Source organism: Magnetococcus sp. PR-3 (genome assembly GCF_036689865.1).
Classification (GTDB): domain Bacteria; phylum Pseudomonadota; class Magnetococcia; order Magnetococcales; family Magnetococcaceae; genus Magnetococcus.
The window spans coordinates 105,196-125,414 of the sequence record NZ_JBAHUQ010000013.1 but is presented as its reverse complement, the minus strand read 5'-3'; the positions used below and the strand labels follow the sequence as shown (position 1 = coordinate 125,414).

Sequence of the window (20,219 nt, the reverse complement as noted above, 5' to 3'; positions counted from 1 at the left end):
ATGAATAACCACAGCATATTTGATCTCATTGCCCAGGCCGGACCGGTGGTACAGCTGGTGATGTTCTCCCTGCTGGTTGCATCGGTGGTCTCATGGGCCATCATTTTTGATAAGTGGCGTCGTTACCGTCGTATCAGCCAGGATGCCGAGGCTTTTGAAGAGCGCTTTTGGAGTGGCGGCAGTGTTGCCAGCCTCTTTCAGAGTGCCACCAAAGAGTGGCCTGATAGCCCCATGGTGGTGATGTTCTCCGCGGGGTTCCGCGAGTGGAAGCGCTGGGAAAGCAATGAACCCACGGCCGACAACGAGGGGGATTTGGTCACCAATGTACGCCGTGCCATGACCGTGGCCCTAAACCGTGAGATTGAAACCCTGGAAAAGGGGTTAACCTTCCTGGCAACCGTGGGCTCTACAAGCCCCTTTATTGGCCTGTTTGGGACCGTATGGGGCATTATGAACGCCTTCTTGGGCCTAACCGGTGCCAAAGCCAGTACCTTAACCATGGTGGCACCCGGTATTGCTGAAGCACTCATTGCCACAGCCATGGGCCTGGTTGCAGCCATTCCTTCGGTGATCGCCTACAACAAATACTCCTCTGAACTACGCCGTCTACACGCCAAAATGGACAATTTTGGTGCGGAGTTCCTTAACATTTTGGAGCGCCGGGCCGCTGCCCGCCGCCGGGGGCAATGATATGGGTATGAGCACAGGCATGAGCGGTAATGGCGTACAACGCTACCAAGCCATGAGTGAAATCAACGTGACGCCACTTGTTGATATCATGCTGGTTTTACTTATTATTTTTATGGTAACCGCCCCCTTATTGACCCATGGCATTGAGGTAGATCTACCCAATGCTCAGGCCGACGCCATGACAGCCCAGGCCGAACCATTGACCATTAGCGTAACCGCCGACGGCACCCCTTCCATTGAAGGAGAACGCATGACCCTACCTCAACTGGTAGACAAAGTGCGCTATATCCGTCAATCCACCCCAGAGATCCGTATCTTTGTACGGGGAGACAGCGCCGCCCAGTATGGCAGCGTCATGGGGGTCATGGGCTCATTAAAATCAGCTGGCATAGAACAAGTTGGCTTGATAACAAAACCCAGCAATAGCTGAGTATAAGGGGTCTTTGACGATCATGTATGTGGAGCGGCAATTCTTTGGTTGGTCAGTTGGCCTGCACGTTGGTGTGGTGCTGGTTGTCCTGCTATTGCCGATTCTCAACCCCAAGGTTGGGGCTGAGCCTCAACCTATGATGGTCAATCTGGTGGATCTACCGGTTCAGCAACCACAACCGCCCACAGCTCCTGAGCCCCCTCCGGTTAAAAAGCCTGAGCCGCCCAAACCTGAGCCCGTTGTGGAGCCGCCCAAACCGGAACCTGAGCCAGAGTCTGAGACCATTGCGGAGCCCCCCCAGCCAGAACCTGAGCCCACGCCACCGGAGCCTGCACCGCCACCTGAGCCCGAACCGGAGCCCCAGGTCAAAGCGATTGAGGAGGCACCACCAACAAAAAAGGTGTCTGTGGCACCCATGCGGCGCAAACCTGACCCTAAAAAAATAGCGGCAGAAAAACGAAAGAAGCAGGAACAGCTCAAGAAAAAGCGGGAGGAAGAGGCCCGTAAAAAAGAGCTGGCGCTTAAGAAAAAGCGGAAGGAAGAGGCCCGTAAAAAAGAGCTCGCACGTCAAAAGGCGGAAGAAAAACGCAAAAAAGAGCTGGCGCGTAAAAAGGCCGAAGAGAAACGTAAAAAAGAGTTGGCCGCTAAAAAACTGCGGGACGCCCTGGCTAAAGAGCAAGCCCGCCTAAAAGCGGAACGAGACCGTGCTGAAGCCATACGATTGCAACAGCGTAGAGCGGCTGCTCTGGATAAACAGCAAAAAGTTGAGGTTCGACGTTGGCAAGGTGCCCTGCGCAATGCGGCGTATAAAGCGTGGCGTCCACCTTTTGGTGTGGACATCTCCAACATGAAGACCAAGGCATCGGTCAAGATCACCCCGGATGGCCGTTTAAGTTTGATTGGTATTACTCAATCTTCTGGGTTTTCTCCGTATGATGATTCGGTTCAACGTGCCATTGCAGCAACCCGTAGTTTACCGAAGCCACCGGGTCACTGTAAGCCGTGCCGAGGTGTGATCTCCATTAGCTTCACCCCTTCACGGTAAACGCACATGAAGTGGCGTAGCCTGCTCGCTCTGCTCATGATCCTGTTGCCCACTTTGGCAACGGCCAAACCCAGCCAACAGGCCATCCAGCAATGGGGGGCCAAGGTGGTCGCCCAAGTGGAGGCCAACTGGTATCCACCTGCGGGTATTGATAGCCGGGGGTTACAGGTACAACTGACCATACAACGCACCCAAGCAGGTGGGTTACGCATCCATAAGGTCCGGCAATCTTCAGGTCACACACGTTTTGATGACTCGGTCATCAGTGCCATTAAACGGACCCACGATCTACCCTCACCGCCACAAGGCTGCGGTATCTGCAACAAACGCATTACGTTTAATTTTGCCCCTGGGGCCAAGCCACAACCAGCCGCGCAGATCCAACACAAAGATCCTCAGCGCATCGCACCGGCCCCCCGAGTTCGGCACATTAAACCCTTACCAGCCGTTGCACAGAAAAAGCTGGCATCACCCCCTAAAAATCCAGCGCCTTCCCCCAAAAGGGTGAAACAAAAACCAGCAGGTTTTACACAAGCCATCAAGAAACGGGTGAAACAGGGCCCAACAGCTGCACAAACCGCCGCTGATCAAGCCCAACAACAAGCCTGGATGACACAACTACACAACCTATGGCGCCAGAACTGGCAAAAACCGGAAGCCATAGAGACAGCATCCCTTTCTGGACAATGGCGCATTAAATGGGATGGCATGGGTGGGGTTGAGATCCAGGAGATGACCCTAGGTAGCGGTCATATGGTGGTGGATCAATCCATTGCCCGGGCTTTGCAGGAGATACAGGGGTTAACCCGGCCACCAGCCCGTTGTAAAATTTGCCAGGACTCCATGTTAATCACCTTTGAACCTGGCTCGCTAAAAAAGCAACGACCTCAACCTGTTCAACCACCCTTACCACCTGTTCGGGTTGACCCCACGGCCGACCCTAATATGGACCTGGAACTGGATGAAGATGAGGATATGGCAGATATGGAGTCTGCCTTGCAAGCACCCAAACAACCCCGCATGAAATCGGCCCCCTTAAGTGTGCCCTCTGCGGTGGAGCAACAACGTGCGGTTGCCCGTTGGTTTAAACATGTACGGGCTGCAGTTCAAGAAAAATGGATCAAACCTGGGGGGGATACCCACCAGGGACGAACCATGATGATCCGCATACAATGGTTGGAAAATGGAACCCTGGAATGGGTGACCACCGTTCGACCATCGGGTCATGAGACCTTTGATGAATCGGTCTTAAAAGCGGTAGAAGCGGTGGATGAGGTCGCAGATCCACCTGAGGGTTGCAGTCTATGTCTGCGCCCCATCTATATTACCCTGCATAACGAATAACCATGAACGGGCGAGTCCAGATCATGAACCATCTTCTTCGTATACTCCGTCATATGGGCACCCCACTGCTGGGTCTAACCCTGGTGATGTTACTGGCTGCTCCTGCTCGAGCACAGATGGAAATTGATGTGCAAAAGCAGGGTTTGGAACCCATGCCGATTGCGGTACCGGCCTTTGCTTCGGTCTCAGCCAACGGTCATGTGGCGCCGCCTAACCGTTTTAACCGTCAGATCACAGCATTGATTGTGGCTGACCTTCGCCGTAGCGGCCTGTTTAACCCGCTTAATCCAAAAGCGTTTTTACAACCATCGGATAAGTTATGGAAACAGGGACCCAACTTTCGTAAATGGCGCTTGGTTGGGGCCGATGCGGTGGTACAAGGGGCGATCACCCAACGGGGAAGCCGTATTCAGGTCGATTTTTTCCTGCATGATATCTACCGGGGTAAGCTCATTGGTAAAGGGTGGCGTTTTACCACCAAACCTTCGAACTGGCGTCATGTGGCCCACCGGGTTGCCGATGAGATCTATACCCGCTTAACCGGCGAACGTGCCTACTTTACTTCACGCATTGCCTTTGTGGCCAAACGTGGTAAACAGAGCTTTCTCTCCATGATGGATGCCGATGGCGCCAACCGCATGGATTTGAAGGTAAAGGGCCGTAACGATCTGGTCCTGACCCCACGCTTTTCACCCGATGGCGAGCGCTTGCTCTACATCTCCTATGAAACGGGTGAGCCACGCATCTACCGTTGGGACCTCTATACGGGTAAGCGGGTACGCCGTTCCAACTATCCTGGCTTGAACTCTACGCCAGCATGGTCACCCGATGGTCGCCATATGGCCTTAACCCTCAGTAAAGATGGTAATGCTGAGATCTATGTCATTGATATGCGGAGTCAGAAATTAACACGCCTGACCTACAACGCAGCCATTGACACCTCACCATCCTGGTCACCGGATGGACGCCGTTTGGTCTTTACCTCAGATCGGGCTGGCACCCCACAGCTTTATATCATGAATGCGGATGGTCGCAATGTTCAACGCCTGACCCGCCGTGGCAAGAGCAGCACCGCGCCTAAATGGTCACCCCGTGGGGACAAGATCGCGTTTGTACGCGGTGGAGGCGGTAAATTCCGTATTGCCGTTATCGGCACCAACGGACGCAATGAAGTGATGCTTACCGATAGCTGGATGGATGAATCCCCCACATGGTCACCCAATGGTCGGGTCATCCTATTCTCCCGTCAACAACGCGGAACAGCCCGTACCCGGCTCTATACCATCGACATCACAGGCTTTAATGAGCTGGAAGTTCCACTGGAACAGGGCATCAGCGCCTCCGATCCTTCTTGGTCACCCGTGATCAAATAATAAGGGGTTGGCATACGGGATTTATCGTAACCCAAGAAAATAATGGAAAATTGGTAGGCAAATCGCCAAAAACGGCACATAATGTGCTGCTACAACAGGTATCACAAAGGTACGGTCATTGATGACCATACCGGGATCTGGTTCAAATGAATCAACATATCCCATTGAAAAAAAAGATCAATCGCCTACAGGCGTAGGGAGAATGAGAAGATGAAACGCACAGGTCTGTTCATTACTGCGGCACTGCTTACCGGAATTTTGACGGGTTGTGGCGCGTTGCCTAAAGATAAGCCCGGTGATCTGCGTCAAGAACAGATGCAAGATGCTGAAAAAGGCGCGGAAGAAGCGGGCAACGGTCAAGCACTAACCCGCCCAGAAGGCACCACAGAGGAAATTGGTGGTGGTGAGGGCATGGAAGGCAGCCAGTACACCCCTGGTTCCAGCTATGGTGATGAGCAAGGTGGCTATGGTGTGGCAGGCAGCACCCAAGATCCCATGGGTCGCCCTGAGAACATGATCTTCTTTGGTTATGACTCGGAAGCACTCACCTACGAAGCTCAAAATGTGCTGGCGCAACATGCGGCCAACATTGTTAAGGGCGGTGTACAGATGGTGAGTGTCGAAGGACACTGTGATGAACGTGGTACCCGTGAGTACAACTTGGCCCTGGGCCAAAAGCGTGCAGATGCGGTTAAACGTTTTCTCAATGCTCAAGGGGTACCCATGAGTGTGATGCGCACCGTCTCCTACGGTAAAGAGCGTCCTCTCTACACCGGGCATAATGAATCATCCTGGGCCCAAAACCGTCGTGCGGTTCTGCTTTATCAGTAATCTAAGCTACCGTCTAAACAATTTGGTGACAGACCCGGTAAACCCGACTTTCATTAACAGGTCGGGTTTACCCGTGCCACCACCCTTTATCAAGATGTGTGAGGTTCGACATGGATAAGTCGATGCAATCCCAACCTCTATTGGCTACCGCCCGCCGTCTCGCTTTGGTGACTGCGCTGGGGTTAAGTCTGACGGCCTGTGTGGCCAACCCCAACGCCATTGGTGACCAACAGGGGGAGCGTGCCAAACCGGTAAAAAGCCCAACAGAGCTGGCCATAGATGAGGTGCACACCAAGCTGGATGCCCTCACCGCTGCTGATGCTTCCCGCCGTACAGCCCTAACGGATCAAAATAAACGTCTGGAGCTGTTACAGCAGGAGATCACCACCCTGCGTGGTGAGCTGGATCAAACGCGTCATGGCGCCCAACAGCTTGGCCAACATGTGGCAGAACTGCGTAACTACATTGCCCGTGCTTATGGTATGCCTGTGCAGGCCCCAAGCAATGATTTTATGGCTCAGCCTACCCCACAACCCTCAGAGTTAGGGGCACAACCGGCGCTTAACCAAGCTGGTACCGGCTTGGTGGGCATGCAGACACGACCGGATGCCAACCAAACCACAGGCATGAACCCGCAGGGCACCAATCCAGGTTTGAATACAGGCATGCCCATTACAAATATATCTGGGCAGCCACCTAACCCTGCCATGCAGCCTCCCGCCATGCCTGGGCAACAGCCCGCTATGGGGCAAGGTATGCAGCTGCCCACAATGGGGCAAGGCATGCAACCACCAGCCATGCCTGGACAGCAGACAACTTTGGGGCAGAAGATTAATATGGGGCAGCCAGGTCAAACACTGCCCCCCGGTGGCCCCATTGCACCAACCCAGCCACCAAAGCCTGAAACCATGGCTCAGGCCACCACGGCCAAAGGCTCCTACGATCAAGCCAAACTCTATGTGACCAGTGGCCAATATGACCGTGCTCAAGAGCTGTTTGAAGGGTTCTTAAGTCAGTATGAGGCGGATCCCCTGGCGGATAATGCTCAGTATTGGTTGGGTGAGATGCACTATGTACAACGCAACTTCCGTAATGCGTTGGTCGAGTTCAATAATGTACTGGTTAAATGGCCAAATAGCGCAAAGGTACCCGATAGCCTGCTAAAAATTGGCTTTAGTTTCTATGAGCTGGAAGATTACGAAAATGCACGCCGTGCGCTGGAGCAACTGGTACAGAACTATCCAGATGCCAATGCCGTTCCCCTGGCGATGCAACGTATTAAACGCATAGATCAGGTAAAAGCCAATTTGCGTTAAGCATCATCCAGAGTAGATATAAAAAAAGAGCAGGCACCCAGTGCCCGCTCTTTTTTTGTTTTAAACACCACGCATGTTGAGATGGTGTACAAACAACGGCCATGCAACTGGCGCTTTCGGTTAAAAAGCCCTCCCCCATACCTTTGAACCACTTATAATCCGCTCACCCTGGAACCAGAGTGTTATCCGCTAACAACGACACCAGTTCTGCCCCACAGATCAACCAAAGTGACAGATTACCATTTAAACACCTGCATAACTTTACCCAGCATCTTTAACTTTTTCCCCCCGGTTAATTCCGGCCCTACCCGAGCCAATGTCTCATAAAACCCATGGGCAGGGATGGCATCGTTCACTCGTGCGATCCAATCTCGTTCCATACCATGGCGAATTTTACCACGGGAGGCATCTACCCAGTCGGCACAGCGCAAAGCGTTGACCAGCTCAGCATGGCCACCTTTATAGGCAGTTATCTTGTGGTGGTAGAAAATCAGGTTGTGAATAAGATCTTTTTCAAACCCTAACCCCTGAGCTTCATTAACCTTCAATGCCTGGGCGATGGAGGGTTCCAGATAGGCCAAATCCTGATCGGTCCACAATCCAATATCATGATGCACCAACGCAAATTCAATTTCTGCACGGTAGCGCTGGTCACCCTTTAAAAACCAAAGGGTGTGGTTCAACACCCGATAGATATGGCCTCTATACCCGGCAAAGTCAGGCCCTATGAGCTTTTCATAGGGGGACAACCAGTGATCTAGGGTTTCTGAGTGGGTCATGATATCAACATCCACGGATTCCATTTCAAACTCCATACAAAGGGGTTAAGGCTTGCCTTTGATTTCACCACACACTAGGCTTGTCTGAAATGACAACTATCGACTGATTTACGCCATGACCTATTCACGACGCATCTTTATTCTCATCACCCCTGGTTTTGAAATTATGGATCTGGCAGGACCTGCCGCTGTTTTTCATACCGCATCCAGCTTGGCCGATGAGACCCCCTATACACTGCATACACTCTCGATCTGTGGTGGCATCATCAGCAGTTCAGCGGGGATTGCGGTAGAGAGCCTAGCCCTGCACACCATCACATTCACCCAGGATGATACCCTGCTTATGGCGGGTATGGCAGAATCACGGGTTCAAGAAACCTTGGCAGATACTGAGCTTTTGACCACATTGTGCCGTACAGCCCAGCAGGTTGGGCGCATGGGTTCGGTTTGTGCTGGTGCCCTAGTTTTAGCCGCAGCGGGTCTGTTAAAAGGTAAACAAGCGACCACGCACTGGGCAGCTTGCCCCCTACTGGCCAAACTGGCACCAGAAGCTGATCTACAGCCCGATGCACTGTATGTGACCGATGGCAACCTGTGGACATCGGCGGGTGTAGCAACAGGTATGGATATGGCGTTAGCAATGCTAGAGAGTGATCTGGGTTCCACACTAAAAGGTCAAACCGCCCGTTATTTGGTTCTCTATGCCCATCGGCCAGGTAATCAATCCCAGTTCAGCACGTTGCTACAGACCCAGCTTCAAACGGACACCCCTTTTGCAGAGGTTGTGCAGTGGATGGATGCCAACTTAGACCGAGATTTGCGGGTAGCGGATATGGCCGATAAAGCTGGCATGTCTGAACGGGCCTTTCATCGGCGGTTTCGAGCGGTTCATGGGCAGCCCCCGGCAAAATTTCTCTCCCAACTCAGGGTAGAAAGGGCCAAACAACTGCTGGAAAAAGGTCATAGTGTACAACAGGTGACCTCGGCTGTAGGCTTTCACTCAGAGGCGGGCTTTCGTACCATCTTTACAGCCTATGTGGGTATATCCCCCTCATTACATAAAAAGCTACATACAGCAAACATTCACACATCTCCAACCAAAAACAGCTACCATTCCAAAAGCTAGAGTTCGGTAGCGACCTCCCCCCGTCACCACGACAAGGCCCTTTTTTTCAGGATTCTCCACCCTTGCTCTCCACCACCTGGGTCACATGATTAGCGACCCCACACACAGGAGATGCTCGCTTTTGCAGCTACGGCATGCTAACTGCTTACATTATTTAAGGGATGGCGCAAAGAACAGATCGTGAGCGCCCCAAACATGACGGTTCTCGAGGGGGGAAACAACATGTACCATACGGATCACCGTAACCTAAGTCGTTTCTGGTCATTTTGCTGCATCTTACTGCTTTCAACATCTGTCCATGCTGCCGGGAACCCGCCCGTTCAAGTAACCAACGCCTACTTTACTTCAGCTCTTTCAACATCACAAAACGATACGCATAAACAACCTGTTGCGCGCATGTTACCGGCCAATCATGTGGGGACTAAGGGATACTTTGTGCTTGATCTGCTCCTTCATGAATCCGGCACTCACAAAATCCAGATCAGTATTGCCGATGATGACAACACCCTTTTAGATGAGATGCACTTTCAGCCCATTCAGGTTACAAAGCCTTATGGTGGCGATGTCTATACCATTATCAGTGCGTTAAGTGGTGGGGTACCAGAAGGGTTGCTTAATTTGGTTATATCCGACCGTATTGATCAGAAAATTGCCTATCCCGTGGGGCACTATGCCATCCTGACCCGTGCATTCAGTGTGCAAGATGCCCTTAAACAGCACGCAGGTCTACCCACAACCCCAACCGCTCACATTCAGAAAAAAACCACCAAAACCCAAACTAAAACACCCAGTTTTTCTTGTTATACCGTACGGTTAGGCGTGTTTTTTAACCAAAAACATGTGCACAGCTTAAAAGCATCCATGCAAAACCATGCTCTGCCCGGTTACTTTGAAGCCATTGAGGTCAAAGGCAAGTCTATGTGGCTATTAGGTGTTGGCCCCTTTAAACAACGGCAACATGCCCTCAAGGTTCGCAATCAAATTGGCCAACAGCTGGCGGTGGAAAAACCCTTTTTAAGGCATATCTGGAACCAGGGTGGAACCGTGGGGGAACGGGCCGCCTGTCGAACACTCCAAGCCCCCCCACAGCTTGCCTCTCCTGCAACTTGACATACCATCAACCTGTTTAAATTGACAGCGGGGCAAATCTTTTTCACACTCCAAGGCATAAGAGATCAAATGCGTTGTTTAAAGTGAAAAAAATGGGAGCCCCCTCATGCCACCTCTACCAGATATTGGTTTGGAAACGCAGACCTTTGAACGGCTGCTTATCCAAAACCAACGCAGCCCTGGGTTTTTAAAAAAGCTGTTCACCCTCTATATTACCGATGGCACCCAACTGCAGAACAAGTTTCAGCAGGCCCACGAGGCTGGGGACCAGGAAGCCATGCGACTGCATGCCCACACTTTAAAATCTGCCAGTCTTAATGTCGGGTTAACCCGCATCAGTAACCTTGCCCGCGCTTTGGAACAGAACTGTATAGACGGTAAGGAAACCACGCCCCCTTTTTTGGCCCTACAACAGCAGTGGCAGGTAGCGATTCCCAAAATAACAGCTTATCTGGATACCCTATAGGCACTGATCAGCATATATTTGAGACACAGGGGCAAGCTTTAGCTTCCCCAACAACCCATCATATATGTTAAAATATGTAAGAGGATAAACAACACTTTATAGAGAGCCTATCACTCCCCTTGTTCAGAACATGGCACCACGTGTCATGGAACGGGAGGATTGTTTTTAATTAAATGACCAGAGCTATCATACAACACCACGATCCACACTGAAGAAACCGATAATAAACGAGATATTGTGTTATTTTTTGATAAGGAATTTCAGTACCATGCGCACCATTTTAATTGCTGAGGATGATGCCACCAGCGCCTTTCATTTGGAGACCTTTTTAACCTCTGAAGGTTATAAGGTTCTCATGGCTGAAAATGGCCAACAGGCTGTCGACTTATATCAGGAGAAAAAGCCGGATCTGGTTATTATGGATATCCTCATGCCGATCCTTAATGGTTATAAAGCAACCCAACAGATACGTGCATCCATCGGTAAAGATGAGATTGATCCCCCCATCCTCTTCCTTACTTCGGTTGAAAGTGATGAAGAGCTGGCCCACTGCTTGGCCTGTGGAGGGGATGATTTTGTTTTAAAGCCTTTTAACCCCATTATTCTTAAAGCCCGCCTGCGCTCTTTACTCAATCGGCTGGTTCTGGCTGAAGAGAAACAGCACGCCCTAAACCAAATTGCGGCGGTTCTCCATAAGCTCAGAGAAAGTGCCCATTTTGAACCCAAGCAGTTACACTTTGTGCAACAGCCGATCAGCCGGGTCAGTGGCGATGTGGTTTTATCCGCCACTAAACCCAATGGCAACCGATTAATCGGTATTGGGGACTTTACCGGGCATGATCTACCCGCAGCCATTTGCGGCCCCCTGGTTATCCCCAAATTTTATGAGATGACCGCTCAGGGCGTGGCCACCGAGACCATTTTTAACAGCATCAATAAAAACCTCTATGACAAGCTCCCCCAGGGGTTTTTTATGGCGGCTTCGTTCATGGAGTTTAATCCTGTTAGCTATGAGGTCTCGCTGTGGAATTTTGCCGCACCAGGTATTTTCAGCCATCAGGATGGGGAGTGGGTCTGCCATCAACTGCATCAGCTACCACTCGGTGCCCTGGAAAATCTTCACCTTCCCATGACTTCAGCCACTTTTCAAAGCAAACCAGGGGATCGCCTGTATGCCTACTCAGATGGTTTAAACGATACCCTTGAGGTTCTTATGGAGAGTGGTGAATACGATCTGCTCACTCAGTTTTTTCAGGATATGGATGCCTCTGATAGCCCAACCGAGCAGATTAAAAACCCCACAGAGGGGGCACAAAAGGTCCTGGATATGGCCAAGGATGATATCACCGTGGTTAGCTTGATGATTCCTTAAACCACCCCGCTATGCTACCATGGCGCTTTTTTACCACTCTTTGTTTTGAAGTCGTCGCCCATGTCCTCAGCTGTTGTTCTGCTCTCTGGTGGTCTGGACTCTGCCACTGTTCTACGCTTGGCCCATAATCAAGGCCACCGCATCCACGCACTAAGTTTTCGCTATGGTCAGCGTCATACCACAGAACTGGATATGGCAGCCAAACAGGCTGAGAGCCTACCCCTGGTAGAACACCGTGTTATGGATCTGGATCTCTCCCTATTTGGCGGTTCGGCCCTAACGGCTGATATTCCTGTACCCAAGGATGGGATCGAGAGTGATGCCATACCTGTTACCTATGTACCCGCACGTAACATGGTTTTTCTCTCTTTGGCACTGGCTTGGGCAGAAGCTTTACAGGCACAACATCTCTATATTGGTGTCAATGCGGTAGACTATTCGGGTTATCCAGACTGCCGTCCTGAGTTTATTCGTGCCTTCCAGCAGACCGCCAACTTAGCCACCAAAGCAGGGGTTGAAGGACAAGCCTTTACCGTACACACCCCCCTGATCGACCTAACAAAAGCACAGATCATTCAAATGGGGATGAAACTGGGGGTAGATTATGGCCAAACCCGCTCCTGTTACGACCCCGATACAGCAGGTGAAGCATGCGGCTTATGCGATGCCTGCCGCCTGCGCCTACAAGGGTTTGCAGATGCGGGGCATACTGACCCAGCGCCTTATCAGAGGTTCTGACCTTTGGATGATAAAAAGCGGGCAGCCCTGGTACGCCGTTTTCAGGCACATCTGGCCAATTTACTCCCCCAATGGCCCCTGAGCACGCCACTTTTGGTGGCTGTCTCTGCAGGCGTGGACTCCACCGCCCTACTGCACCTTTTAAAAGCTTGCTACCCCGGCCCCCTACACGCCGCCCATTTTGATCATGCCCTACGACCCTGCTCAGCCTTGGATTTGGCCCACCTTATCGAGCAGTGCCAGAACAACCAGATTAAGCTTCATCATGCGCAATGGAGCCCCCCCGACCATAAATCAAACCTCGCGGCTAAAGCCCGCCAAGCCCGCTATGCATTTTTAGGGGACGTTGCCCAACAGATCAGCGCGCCCTTTATCGCCATTGCCCACCATCAGGAAGATCAAGCGGAGACCATGCTAGAGCGGCTGTTGCTGCGGGGGGTGGGACTAAAAGGTTTACGTGGCATGCGCCCCATTGCGCCATTGCCCTATTCCAACCAGACCACCCAACTGCTGCGCCCGTTGCTCTCCTTGAGCAAATCTAGCTTAACCCAATGGCTGGAAGGGGAGAGAATTAGCTGGCGAGAAGATCCCAGTAATCAAGATCTACGCTACACACGCAACCGAATTCGCCACCGGCTCATACCCAGTTTGGAGCACGTAGCATCTCCCGCGCCCCTTACAAGCCGTTTGGCACAAACTGCCGAGCATTTACAGCAGGCCGATGCCGCGTTGAATTGGATGACCCAACGCCTATTGGAAGAGCTGGCACCACAACCCTGGCAGGAAAAAGGGGTGCAGATCCCTTTTCAACCCTATGTCGATTTACCGACTGAGCTACGTGCACGATTATTGGACCACTGGATCTTTAGCCTAACGGGGGTTCCTTCAGTGGGGCATCGTGCCAAATATAATCTTTGGCAGCATCTACAGTTACCAGCAAAATACTGGAAAATGAATATGCGTGGTGTCACCATTCAAAGAGCGGCCCAATATCTGCAAATACACACCCAACATCATGCACCAGGAAAAAGAGGCGAGACGAACCATTGAACTTTTAACTAAGCATGCCTATCTTCTAGGTAGGCGTAAATTCCCTATCTTAAGTCGTGTTCCATTATTGGCTATAGCCAGTTTGTAATTGAGCCGATAAAGGTATGCGGATCAAATCCTTTTCCTAAACTGTTTCCCCAAACCGAACGAGGAGTTCCTTTCTTGAACGGGTTTTTTAAAAACCTCTCCCTGTGGCTGGTCATTGGCCTGCTCATCGTGATGCTGTTCAATCTCTTTAACGGCCCCCAGGGACAGACTCAAACACCTTTTTCTGATTTCACCGACCGTCTAAACCAAGGTAGTGTGGAAGCCGTGACCATTGAAGGCCATATGGTTCACGTTAAAACCTCTGATGGTGGTTCCTTCACCACCCGTGCACCAGACAACTATGATCTGACCAAAGAGCTGTTGGATCATGGTGTCAAGATTGATGTACAGGAACCTGAAGGCACCCCCATGCTGATGCAGATTCTCATCAGCTGGTTCCCTATGCTTCTGCTTATTGCCGTTTGGATCTACTTCATGCGCCAGATGCAATCTGGTGGTGGTCGTGGTGCCATGTCCTTTGGTAAATCCAAAGCCAAGCTCATGTCTGACAAGGCGGCCAAGGTCACCTTCCAGGATGTCGCAGGCATTGAGGAAGCCAAGGAAGAACTGCAGGAGGTTGTACACTTCCTTAAAGATCCCCATAAGTTCCAGCGCTTAGGGGGAAAAATACCCAAGGGCGTACTGCTGGTGGGCCCACCGGGTACCGGTAAAACTCTGCTTGCTCGTGCCATTGCGGGTGAAGCCAACGTGCCCTTTTTCAACCTCTCCGGTTCTGATTTTGTGGAGATGTTTGTTGGGGTTGGTGCTGCTCGTGTTCGGGATATGTTCGAACAGGGCAAAAAGAACGCCCCCTGCATCATCTTTATCGATGAGATCGATGCGGTTGGTCGTCACCGTGGCGCAGGCCTGGGTGGTGGGCACGATGAACGTGAACAGACCCTGAACCAGCTACTGGTTGAGATGGATGGCTTTGAGTCCACCGAAGGTGTCATTTTGGTGGCGGCCACCAACCGTCCTGATGTCTTGGATCCAGCCTTGCTGCGTCCGGGTCGTTTTGACCGTCAGGTCACCGTACCCAACCCGGATATCCAAGGTCGTACGCAAATTCTTAAAGTGCACATGAATAAAGTGCCCATTTCGGATTCCGTCGATGCTGAAGTGCTTGCCCGTGCCACCCCCGGTTTTTCCGGTGCGGATCTGGCCAACCTGGTCAATGAAGCAGCCTTGATCGCAGCCCAGCTTGATAAGCGGGTTGTGGAGATGGAAGACTTTGAGAACGCCAAAGACAAAGTGATGATGGGCAAACCGCGTAAAAGTGCGGTTATCTCTGAAAAAGAGCGTAAGACCACCGCCTATCATGAGGCTGGTCACGCCATTGTCGCGATGGCACTAGAAGGGGCGGATCCCGTCCATAAAGTGACCATCATTCCCCGGGGTCGCGCGCTGGGCCTGACCATGCAACTTCCTATGGAAGATCGCTACACCTACTCCAAGGTGCAGCTTGAACAAAATATCGCCATTCTTATGGGTGGCCGGTTGGCCGAAGAGTTGGTACTTAACCAGTTAACCACCGGTGCTGGTAACGATATCCAACGGGCCACTGACCTTGCACGTAAGATGATCTGCTCTTATGGCATGAGTGAGTCCTTGGGGCCACTTACCTACGGCGAGAATGAACAAGAGATTTTCCTCGGTCGGGAGATCACGCAGCACAAAAACATTTCAGAAGAGACCTCACGTCGCATTGATTCAGAGGTGTTCGACATTGTCGATCGCAACTACAAGCGCGCCAAAAAGATCTTGAACGAAAAGATGGATGTGCTGCACACCATGGCCCTGGCACTGCTTGAGCGCGAAACCATTGACGCGGATGAGGTCTTAAAGTTTATGGCAGGTGAACCTGCTGAGACAGCTTTAAAACCTTTGAAGAAGAAGGAAGAGCGTCCCAAAGCCGAGCCCACCCCAGCGGTGGCAGACGATGGGGGTGAAGCGGGCCAGCCGGCAGAACATGCAGCGGCAGGGAGTGTCGCAGAGGCAGAAGAGGCGGAGGGATCCACCGACACTGCACCAGAGGCATCTGAAGAGGAGGCACCGAACAACGATGCCCCTGCTAAGGATGATAAGGACGTATGACGCATTATGCCGTAATTACACCGACCATGGGCGCCTTAGGCGCCCATTTTTTTTCTGCTCAAAAGCAGGGTGAAGAGGTCCCGCCCTTCCCCCCCCTGCCCCAATTACCCATGGCCGTACGTCTCTTCCCATGGCGAGAAGATTGGGACCCTCTTTTAGCACCAGGCATGGAGAGCTTTGAATCTGGTCGACTACGCATGGCCCGGGGTTGGCTCAAAAAAGCTGACATTGAAGCGTGGCAAAATCGGCTCTTTCAAACCATTGCTCAAGAGGCTTCTCTTGCGCTTCATCACAGCTTATCCAACCTTGAAGCCCCACCGTCGCCTGTACGTTTCCGCAACCTTGCAGGACAGTTGCAGTCGTTGCCCCAGCAACGCCCCTTGGTCATGGGTATTGTCAATGTAACCCCAGACTCCTTTTCAGATGGGGGGCGCCATGCTGATACAGCGTCCGCTGTGCACCATGCGTTGGCCCTGGTGGAAGCCGGTGCGGATATTCTAGATGTGGGGGGGGAATCAACCCGTCCAGGTGCCGATGCTGTCGCCGTAGAAGAAGAGCTCAGACGGGTGATACCCGTTGTTCGTGCCATCCGTGCACAGACCGAGATACCGATCTCTGTAGATACCACCAAAGGTCAGGTTATGGCGGCTGCACTGGAAGCAGGTGCAGTGATCATTAACGATGTTACCGCACTGCAAAGTGACCCCATTGCCCCCCGGATTATGCGGGATGCCCACTGCCCTATTATCTTAATGCATATGCAGGGTACACCACGGACCATGCAGAAAAACCCCCACTATGAGGATGTTGTGGCGGAGGTCTACAGCTACCTGTCTGATCGTATGCTTTGGTGTGTTGAGAACGGTATAGCGCGGGATCGTTTGGTGATTGATCCGGGTATTGGCTTTGGAAAGAGCCATGCCCATAATATGGAGCTGATGGCCCACCTAGGCGCCTTTAAAGGCACAGGGGCCACAACCCTACTGGGGATATCTCGTAAGCGTATTATTGGTCATCTAACCGGTGTAGATGAAGCCAACCAGCGGGACATTGGTAGCCATATGATGGCCACACTAGGGGTACAGCGGGGCGCCAACTGGGTCCGGGTGCATGATGTCGCAGGGGTTAAACAGGCATTGAGCTGCCTGTGTTAACGCCTGACTAAGCATTAAGTCATGGTAAAAAGCTGGTGAAAGTTGGAGTTTTCCAATATTTTTCGCACCGGTTCGCTCATATTGGTCAAAACCACTTTTTCACTGCTACGCCCCATATGTTCCCAAACCGCCACCAACATACCCAGTGCAGAGCTGTCCAGGTGCGTAACCTTGGAGAGATCTATCTCTACCTCGACATGTTGATCCAGGGATTCATAACAACCACGGAACTCATTGTAAAGCCGGAAGGTAAATGCAGCAGGTAACACCAATACCGTACGGTTGTGCGACTCACTCTCCACCACTTGAATGGTATCCATATCCTTATTGGCACCCACAGTCAAACCACCCTTTCTGAACCTCCTCAAACAAAACAGGCATGTTGCAGCCTGCACCCTCAAGAAACATAACAAACTTCCTGAGCGATACCAAATTCTCTCTTAATCTCAGCGTTTTTTAACCAAAAAAGAGAGTGACCATAAGCCACTCTCTTTTCACTATCCATACCCCCTATTAAATAGGGCTAGGCTATTCTATGTAGAGTTGATCCAGAAGATCAAATAGCTGTTTACGTAAGCTATCACACTGGTTCAGATTTACATGCTCAGGCTTTTGGTCATTCTCAAGCATCTTTAATAAATTGACCATATTGCCATGGATCTTTTGGTGCAGTTGCCCCAGTTCAGCAAAGCGAGGATCGTTTCCATATCGCTGTTGCCCATCTTGATGATACCAGCGACCAAACAGATCACCCTGCGCGGTACCCAGCTCAGCTTCCGTCATGGAACAGAAACCTGTTAACAGCCCCTCCAGCTTGCCACGCAAATGCATATGATGTTGTTTGAGCTGACCGATATCAAAAGGAGCTTGACCGATGTCTAAGCCTTCTTCAGCCTGCTTGAGCGCACTAGAGGTATCGTGTACCACTTCGGTCAAAAACCCGGAAAAACTAATGGAACCTTGCAAAGCTGCTGCAATATCCTGGGATTCAACCGACATCTTCTGCACCTCAGCCGATGCTGAAAAAATACGTTGAGAGACCTCCCGCATGCCCTCTGCTTGATCGGCAGACTGGGTTGAGCGGTCTGCTGAAGAACGCGCCAAATCCGCCATGGTATCGGCAGAATCGGCAATGGCTGTGGTATCCGAGGCTGCTTCTGATGCTGCCCGGGCAACCTCTTGAGCAGCTTGCCCCAACTCACCCGCATTATGCGTTACATCCGAAGCCGCACCATGCATCGCACGGATAGCCTCAGTGATCTCTTCAATGGCATAGACCTGCCCCTCAACCGCTTCCGAGATCTCACCGTTGGCACTTTTAATACCAACAATCAGCTTACTGGCCTCCTGTGCGGCAGAAGCGGCATGCCGTGACTGATCCTGCAGTTCATGCACCTTGGTCTCAATCTCATCGGCAGCCTTGGCTGTTTGGCTGGCCAGATCTTTAACCTCATTGGCCACCACCGCAAAACCTTTACCCGCTTCCCCTGCCCCAGCAGCTTCGATAGAGGCATTTAAAGCGAGCATATTGGTCTGCTCAGCCATGGAGTTAATGACCTCAATGACCTGTTCGATGGATTGGCTGGATTTGGCCAGATCCGTCATAATCGACTGCGTACGTTCAATGGTTTGTGTCGCCTCTAAAGAACGCTCATCGGCTTGACGGCAACGACCACGGACATCCTGCAGAGATTCCGTAACCTGCTCTGTGGTTTGTCTAACACGGGTTACCGAGTCGTTCACCTGTGACAGGTTACCGTTGACCGAGTCTAGGTTGGCACTCATCTGTTCAGCGGCTGCAGCCATAGAGGTGACATTATGGTTGGCAGACTTCACCGACTCAGCAATACTGGTAACCTGCTCTGACAGACCGTGGCTTTCGTGGGAAACCACCCGAATATCTTCACTCACCCGCGCTATTTGGTCATTGAGCTGTCGAACCTCTGTATCAACCCGGCCATTTTCAGAGGCCACTTTTTGGGCCAGATCAGTGCTCTTCTGCGCGCCATCCAAGAGCTGTTTTTTCAAAGAAACTTGCTCAGTCACCACCGAACCAATGGTTTTGGATTGCAGGGTGACATTCTGCAACGTTCGGGTCAGACGCTGGGCCATATGGTTTATACCTTGGCCAATTTGACTAATCTCATCCTCACTGGCACCCAGATCTACCCGTGTTTGCACATGACCATCTGCCATGGTTTCAACGGCGGTGACCACTTGCCCAACCGGTGCCAATACATGGCGACGCAGTAGGAACCAGATGAGGCCCATCATTAAAACAATCATCCCCACCAACAGCAGGATCAACAGCATGGTATCTGTCGTAATCTTAGAGGTTAGGCTATCCATAGGCACCTGAACCTCAATAATCCCCCGTACATCCCCGACCTCCCAGTCATCCTTAGGTGTCTCAGGGTGGCTGTTATGGCACTTCACACAACCTGGTAGCATAAGATCCGCCACCGCATAGCGAAAGAAGTCCCCCTTCTCATTACTCTCAAAGATCCATACAGGGGTTTCCGGATCCTTTTCCAGCTGGTTCATGGCCTTTTTTTCAAACGCATCATACTTCTCACCAGCAGCGCGGTGAGGGAAAGGATAGCGACTAAAAAGCCGGACCTTCATCCCCGGATAACTCTTCGCGATTTGATCCCCTAAATGGTGCACCAAAGTGGCAGGCAGTGGCAGGGTATCGCGACGTTCTGCAAAGTCATAGTTCAACCGTACCTTCATCTCTTTGGCACGGGAGACCACCTGCTTAGTATAAAAACCCCGTACCGCCACAATCTGTGAAGCCAGAGATTCACCCGCCTTAATACCCGCCAACTCCACATTGCTGTCTTTCATAAACAACATGGCAAAGAGAACAACCAATGAAGCCAGAATACCGATGGCCGATAACGGTACAAAAAACTTGGATGCAACACTACGCATGGACTTTTTGCTCCAATGAGACCATTTCCATAACAGGCAGATGGTTCAGGGAAAGGGAGAACGCAAACTCAATCAACTTAACCAAGAGTCAAAAGAACAATTATTTGATTCGTGTTTTATAAAAGCAAATTTTTTTGAATGTCAAAAGCGACAAATCAGACATTTTTTGCGCACACATCATTGATTATTCAGGAGATGATGTCTATACATTCATTTTTTCGCATACAATAATTGGGGTTATATATCAGATATGCAGTTGTATTTATGGGGGTTATTCTTA

Annotated in this window: 18 protein-coding genes; 15 read left to right on the top strand and 3 right to left on the bottom strand. The window is 51.3% G+C overall.

Going from position 1 to position 20,219, the window contains the following annotated elements; translation table 11 throughout:
- The 7 genes from tolQ (at position 1) to ybgF (ending at position 7,029) form a co-directional block, all read left to right on the top strand.
- Positions 1–690 (top strand): protein TolQ, encoded by a 690-nt coding sequence (tolQ, locus tag V5T57_RS09410; protein ID WP_332890946.1) that lies wholly within the window; start codon positions 1–3, stop codon positions 688–690.
- A 1-nt stretch (position 691) separates the two neighbouring features.
- Positions 692–1,120, top strand: coding sequence for a protein TolR (gene tolR, locus V5T57_RS09405; protein WP_332890945.1), 429 nt, complete (start codon positions 692–694; stop codon positions 1,118–1,120).
- Positions 1,121–1,142: 22 nt separating this feature from the next.
- Entirely contained in the window at positions 1,143–2,165 is a 1,023-nt protein-coding gene (gene tolA / locus V5T57_RS09400) for a cell envelope integrity protein TolA (protein ID WP_332890944.1), read from the top strand.
- Positions 2,166–2,171: 6 nt separating this feature from the next.
- Positions 2,172–3,509 (top strand): TonB family protein, encoded by a 1,338-nt coding sequence (locus V5T57_RS09395; protein WP_332890943.1) that lies wholly within the window; start codon positions 2,172–2,174, stop codon positions 3,507–3,509.
- Between the two features lie 23 nt (positions 3,510–3,532).
- On the top strand, positions 3,533–4,882 hold the full coding sequence (tolB, locus tag V5T57_RS09390; protein WP_332890942.1) for a Tol-Pal system beta propeller repeat protein TolB: 1,350 nt from the start codon (positions 3,533–3,535) through the stop codon (positions 4,880–4,882).
- A gap of 210 nt (positions 4,883–5,092) precedes the next feature.
- Positions 5,093–5,713 carry a peptidoglycan-associated lipoprotein Pal gene (pal, locus tag V5T57_RS09385; RefSeq protein WP_332890941.1) on the top strand — a complete coding sequence of 207 codons (621 nt, stop codon included), beginning with the start codon at positions 5,093–5,095 and terminating at the stop codon, positions 5,711–5,713.
- Between the two features lie 110 nt (positions 5,714–5,823).
- On the top strand, positions 5,824–7,029 hold the full coding sequence (ybgF, locus tag V5T57_RS09380) for a tol-pal system protein YbgF (protein ID WP_332890940.1): 1,206 nt from the start codon (positions 5,824–5,826) through the stop codon (positions 7,027–7,029).
- A 236-nt stretch (positions 7,030–7,265) separates the two neighbouring features.
- Here ybgF and V5T57_RS09375 read toward each other — a convergent pair whose 3' ends face one another.
- Complete coding sequence (locus V5T57_RS09375) at positions 7,266–7,832, bottom strand: hypothetical protein (protein WP_332890939.1); 567 nt, start codon at positions 7,830–7,832, stop codon at positions 7,266–7,268.
- Positions 7,833–7,923: 91 nt separating this feature from the next.
- On the opposite strand from V5T57_RS09375, the gene V5T57_RS09370 reads away from it, so the two are divergent.
- The 8 genes from V5T57_RS09370 (at position 7,924) to folP (ending at position 17,005) form a co-directional block, all read left to right on the top strand.
- Positions 7,924–8,934, top strand: coding sequence for a GlxA family transcriptional regulator (locus V5T57_RS09370; protein ID WP_332890938.1), 1,011 nt, complete (start codon positions 7,924–7,926; stop codon positions 8,932–8,934).
- Positions 8,935–9,156: 222 nt separating this feature from the next.
- Positions 9,157–10,044 carry an SPOR domain-containing protein gene (locus V5T57_RS09365; protein WP_332890937.1) on the top strand — a complete coding sequence of 296 codons (888 nt, stop codon included), beginning with the start codon at positions 9,157–9,159 and terminating at the stop codon, positions 10,042–10,044.
- Positions 10,045–10,150: 106 nt separating this feature from the next.
- Positions 10,151–10,510 (top strand): Hpt domain-containing protein, encoded by a 360-nt coding sequence (locus V5T57_RS09360; RefSeq protein ID WP_332890936.1) that lies wholly within the window; start codon positions 10,151–10,153, stop codon positions 10,508–10,510.
- 268 nt (positions 10,511–10,778) lie between these two features.
- Positions 10,779–11,882: a response regulator gene (locus V5T57_RS09355; protein ID WP_332890935.1), complete on the top strand. Its 1,104-nt coding sequence runs from the start codon at positions 10,779–10,781 to the stop codon at positions 11,880–11,882.
- A 60-nt stretch (positions 11,883–11,942) separates the two neighbouring features.
- A complete protein-coding gene (queC, locus tag V5T57_RS09350) occupies positions 11,943–12,620 on the top strand; it encodes a 7-cyano-7-deazaguanine synthase QueC (protein ID WP_332890934.1) in 678 nt (225 codons plus the stop codon).
- Positions 12,621–12,623: 3 nt separating this feature from the next.
- The gene (tilS, locus tag V5T57_RS09345; protein WP_332890933.1) at positions 12,624–13,670 is read left to right on the top strand and encodes a tRNA lysidine(34) synthetase TilS; all 1,047 of its coding nucleotides are present in this window, start codon (positions 12,624–12,626) and stop codon (positions 13,668–13,670) included.
- Between the two features lie 162 nt (positions 13,671–13,832).
- Entirely contained in the window at positions 13,833–15,851 is a 2,019-nt protein-coding gene (gene ftsH, locus V5T57_RS09340; protein WP_332890932.1) for an ATP-dependent zinc metalloprotease FtsH, read from the top strand.
- Positions 15,848–17,005 (top strand): dihydropteroate synthase, encoded by a 1,158-nt coding sequence (gene folP / locus V5T57_RS09335; RefSeq protein ID WP_332890931.1) that lies wholly within the window; start codon positions 15,848–15,850, stop codon positions 17,003–17,005. Before ftsH ends, folP begins: the two co-directional genes overlap by 4 nt.
- Positions 17,006–17,019: 14 nt before the next feature.
- Here the strand turns inward: folP and V5T57_RS09330 are convergent, their stop codons facing one another.
- Together V5T57_RS09330 and V5T57_RS09325 are read right to left on the bottom strand one after the other, a co-directional pair.
- Positions 17,020–17,343 carry an STAS domain-containing protein gene (locus V5T57_RS09330; protein ID WP_332890930.1) on the bottom strand — a complete coding sequence of 108 codons (324 nt, stop codon included), beginning with the start codon at positions 17,341–17,343 and terminating at the stop codon, positions 17,020–17,022.
- A 190-nt stretch (positions 17,344–17,533) separates the two neighbouring features.
- Entirely contained in the window at positions 17,534–19,939 is a 2,406-nt protein-coding gene (locus V5T57_RS09325; protein ID WP_332890929.1) for a methyl-accepting chemotaxis protein, read from the bottom strand.
- Positions 19,940–20,219: the final 280 nt, after the last annotated feature.

Excerpts from the sequence above, each read along its gene's own strand:
- V5T57_RS09325 (WP_332890929.1), bottom strand. The coding sequence starts at position 19,939 with ATGCGTAGTGTTGCATCCAAGTTTTTTGTACCGTTATCGGCCATCGGT.
- V5T57_RS09365 (WP_332890937.1), top strand. The coding sequence starts at position 9,157 with ATGTACCATACGGATCACCGTAACCTAAGTCGTTTCTGGTCATTTTGC.
- V5T57_RS09370 (WP_332890938.1), top strand. The coding sequence starts at position 7,924 with ATGACCTATTCACGACGCATCTTTATTCTCATCACCCCTGGTTTTGAA.
- folP (WP_332890931.1), top strand. The coding sequence starts at position 15,848 with ATGACGCATTATGCCGTAATTACACCGACCATGGGCGCCTTAGGCGCC.
- tolA (WP_332890944.1), top strand. The coding sequence starts at position 1,143 with ATGTATGTGGAGCGGCAATTCTTTGGTTGGTCAGTTGGCCTGCACGTT.
- tolR (WP_332890945.1), top strand. The coding sequence starts at position 692 with ATGGGTATGAGCACAGGCATGAGCGGTAATGGCGTACAACGCTACCAA.
- tolQ (WP_332890946.1), top strand. The coding sequence starts at position 1 with ATGAATAACCACAGCATATTTGATCTCATTGCCCAGGCCGGACCGGTG.
- tolB (WP_332890942.1), top strand. The coding sequence starts at position 3,533 with ATGAACCATCTTCTTCGTATACTCCGTCATATGGGCACCCCACTGCTG.
- V5T57_RS09360 (WP_332890936.1), top strand. The coding sequence starts at position 10,151 with ATGCCACCTCTACCAGATATTGGTTTGGAAACGCAGACCTTTGAACGG.
- ybgF (WP_332890940.1), top strand. The coding sequence starts at position 5,824 with ATGGATAAGTCGATGCAATCCCAACCTCTATTGGCTACCGCCCGCCGT.
- queC (WP_332890934.1), top strand. The coding sequence starts at position 11,943 with ATGTCCTCAGCTGTTGTTCTGCTCTCTGGTGGTCTGGACTCTGCCACT.
- V5T57_RS09395 (WP_332890943.1), top strand. The coding sequence starts at position 2,172 with ATGAAGTGGCGTAGCCTGCTCGCTCTGCTCATGATCCTGTTGCCCACT.
- pal (WP_332890941.1), top strand. The coding sequence starts at position 5,093 with ATGAAACGCACAGGTCTGTTCATTACTGCGGCACTGCTTACCGGAATT.
- V5T57_RS09375 (WP_332890939.1), bottom strand. The coding sequence starts at position 7,832 with ATGGAATCCGTGGATGTTGATATCATGACCCACTCAGAAACCCTAGAT.
- V5T57_RS09355 (WP_332890935.1), top strand. The coding sequence starts at position 10,779 with ATGCGCACCATTTTAATTGCTGAGGATGATGCCACCAGCGCCTTTCAT.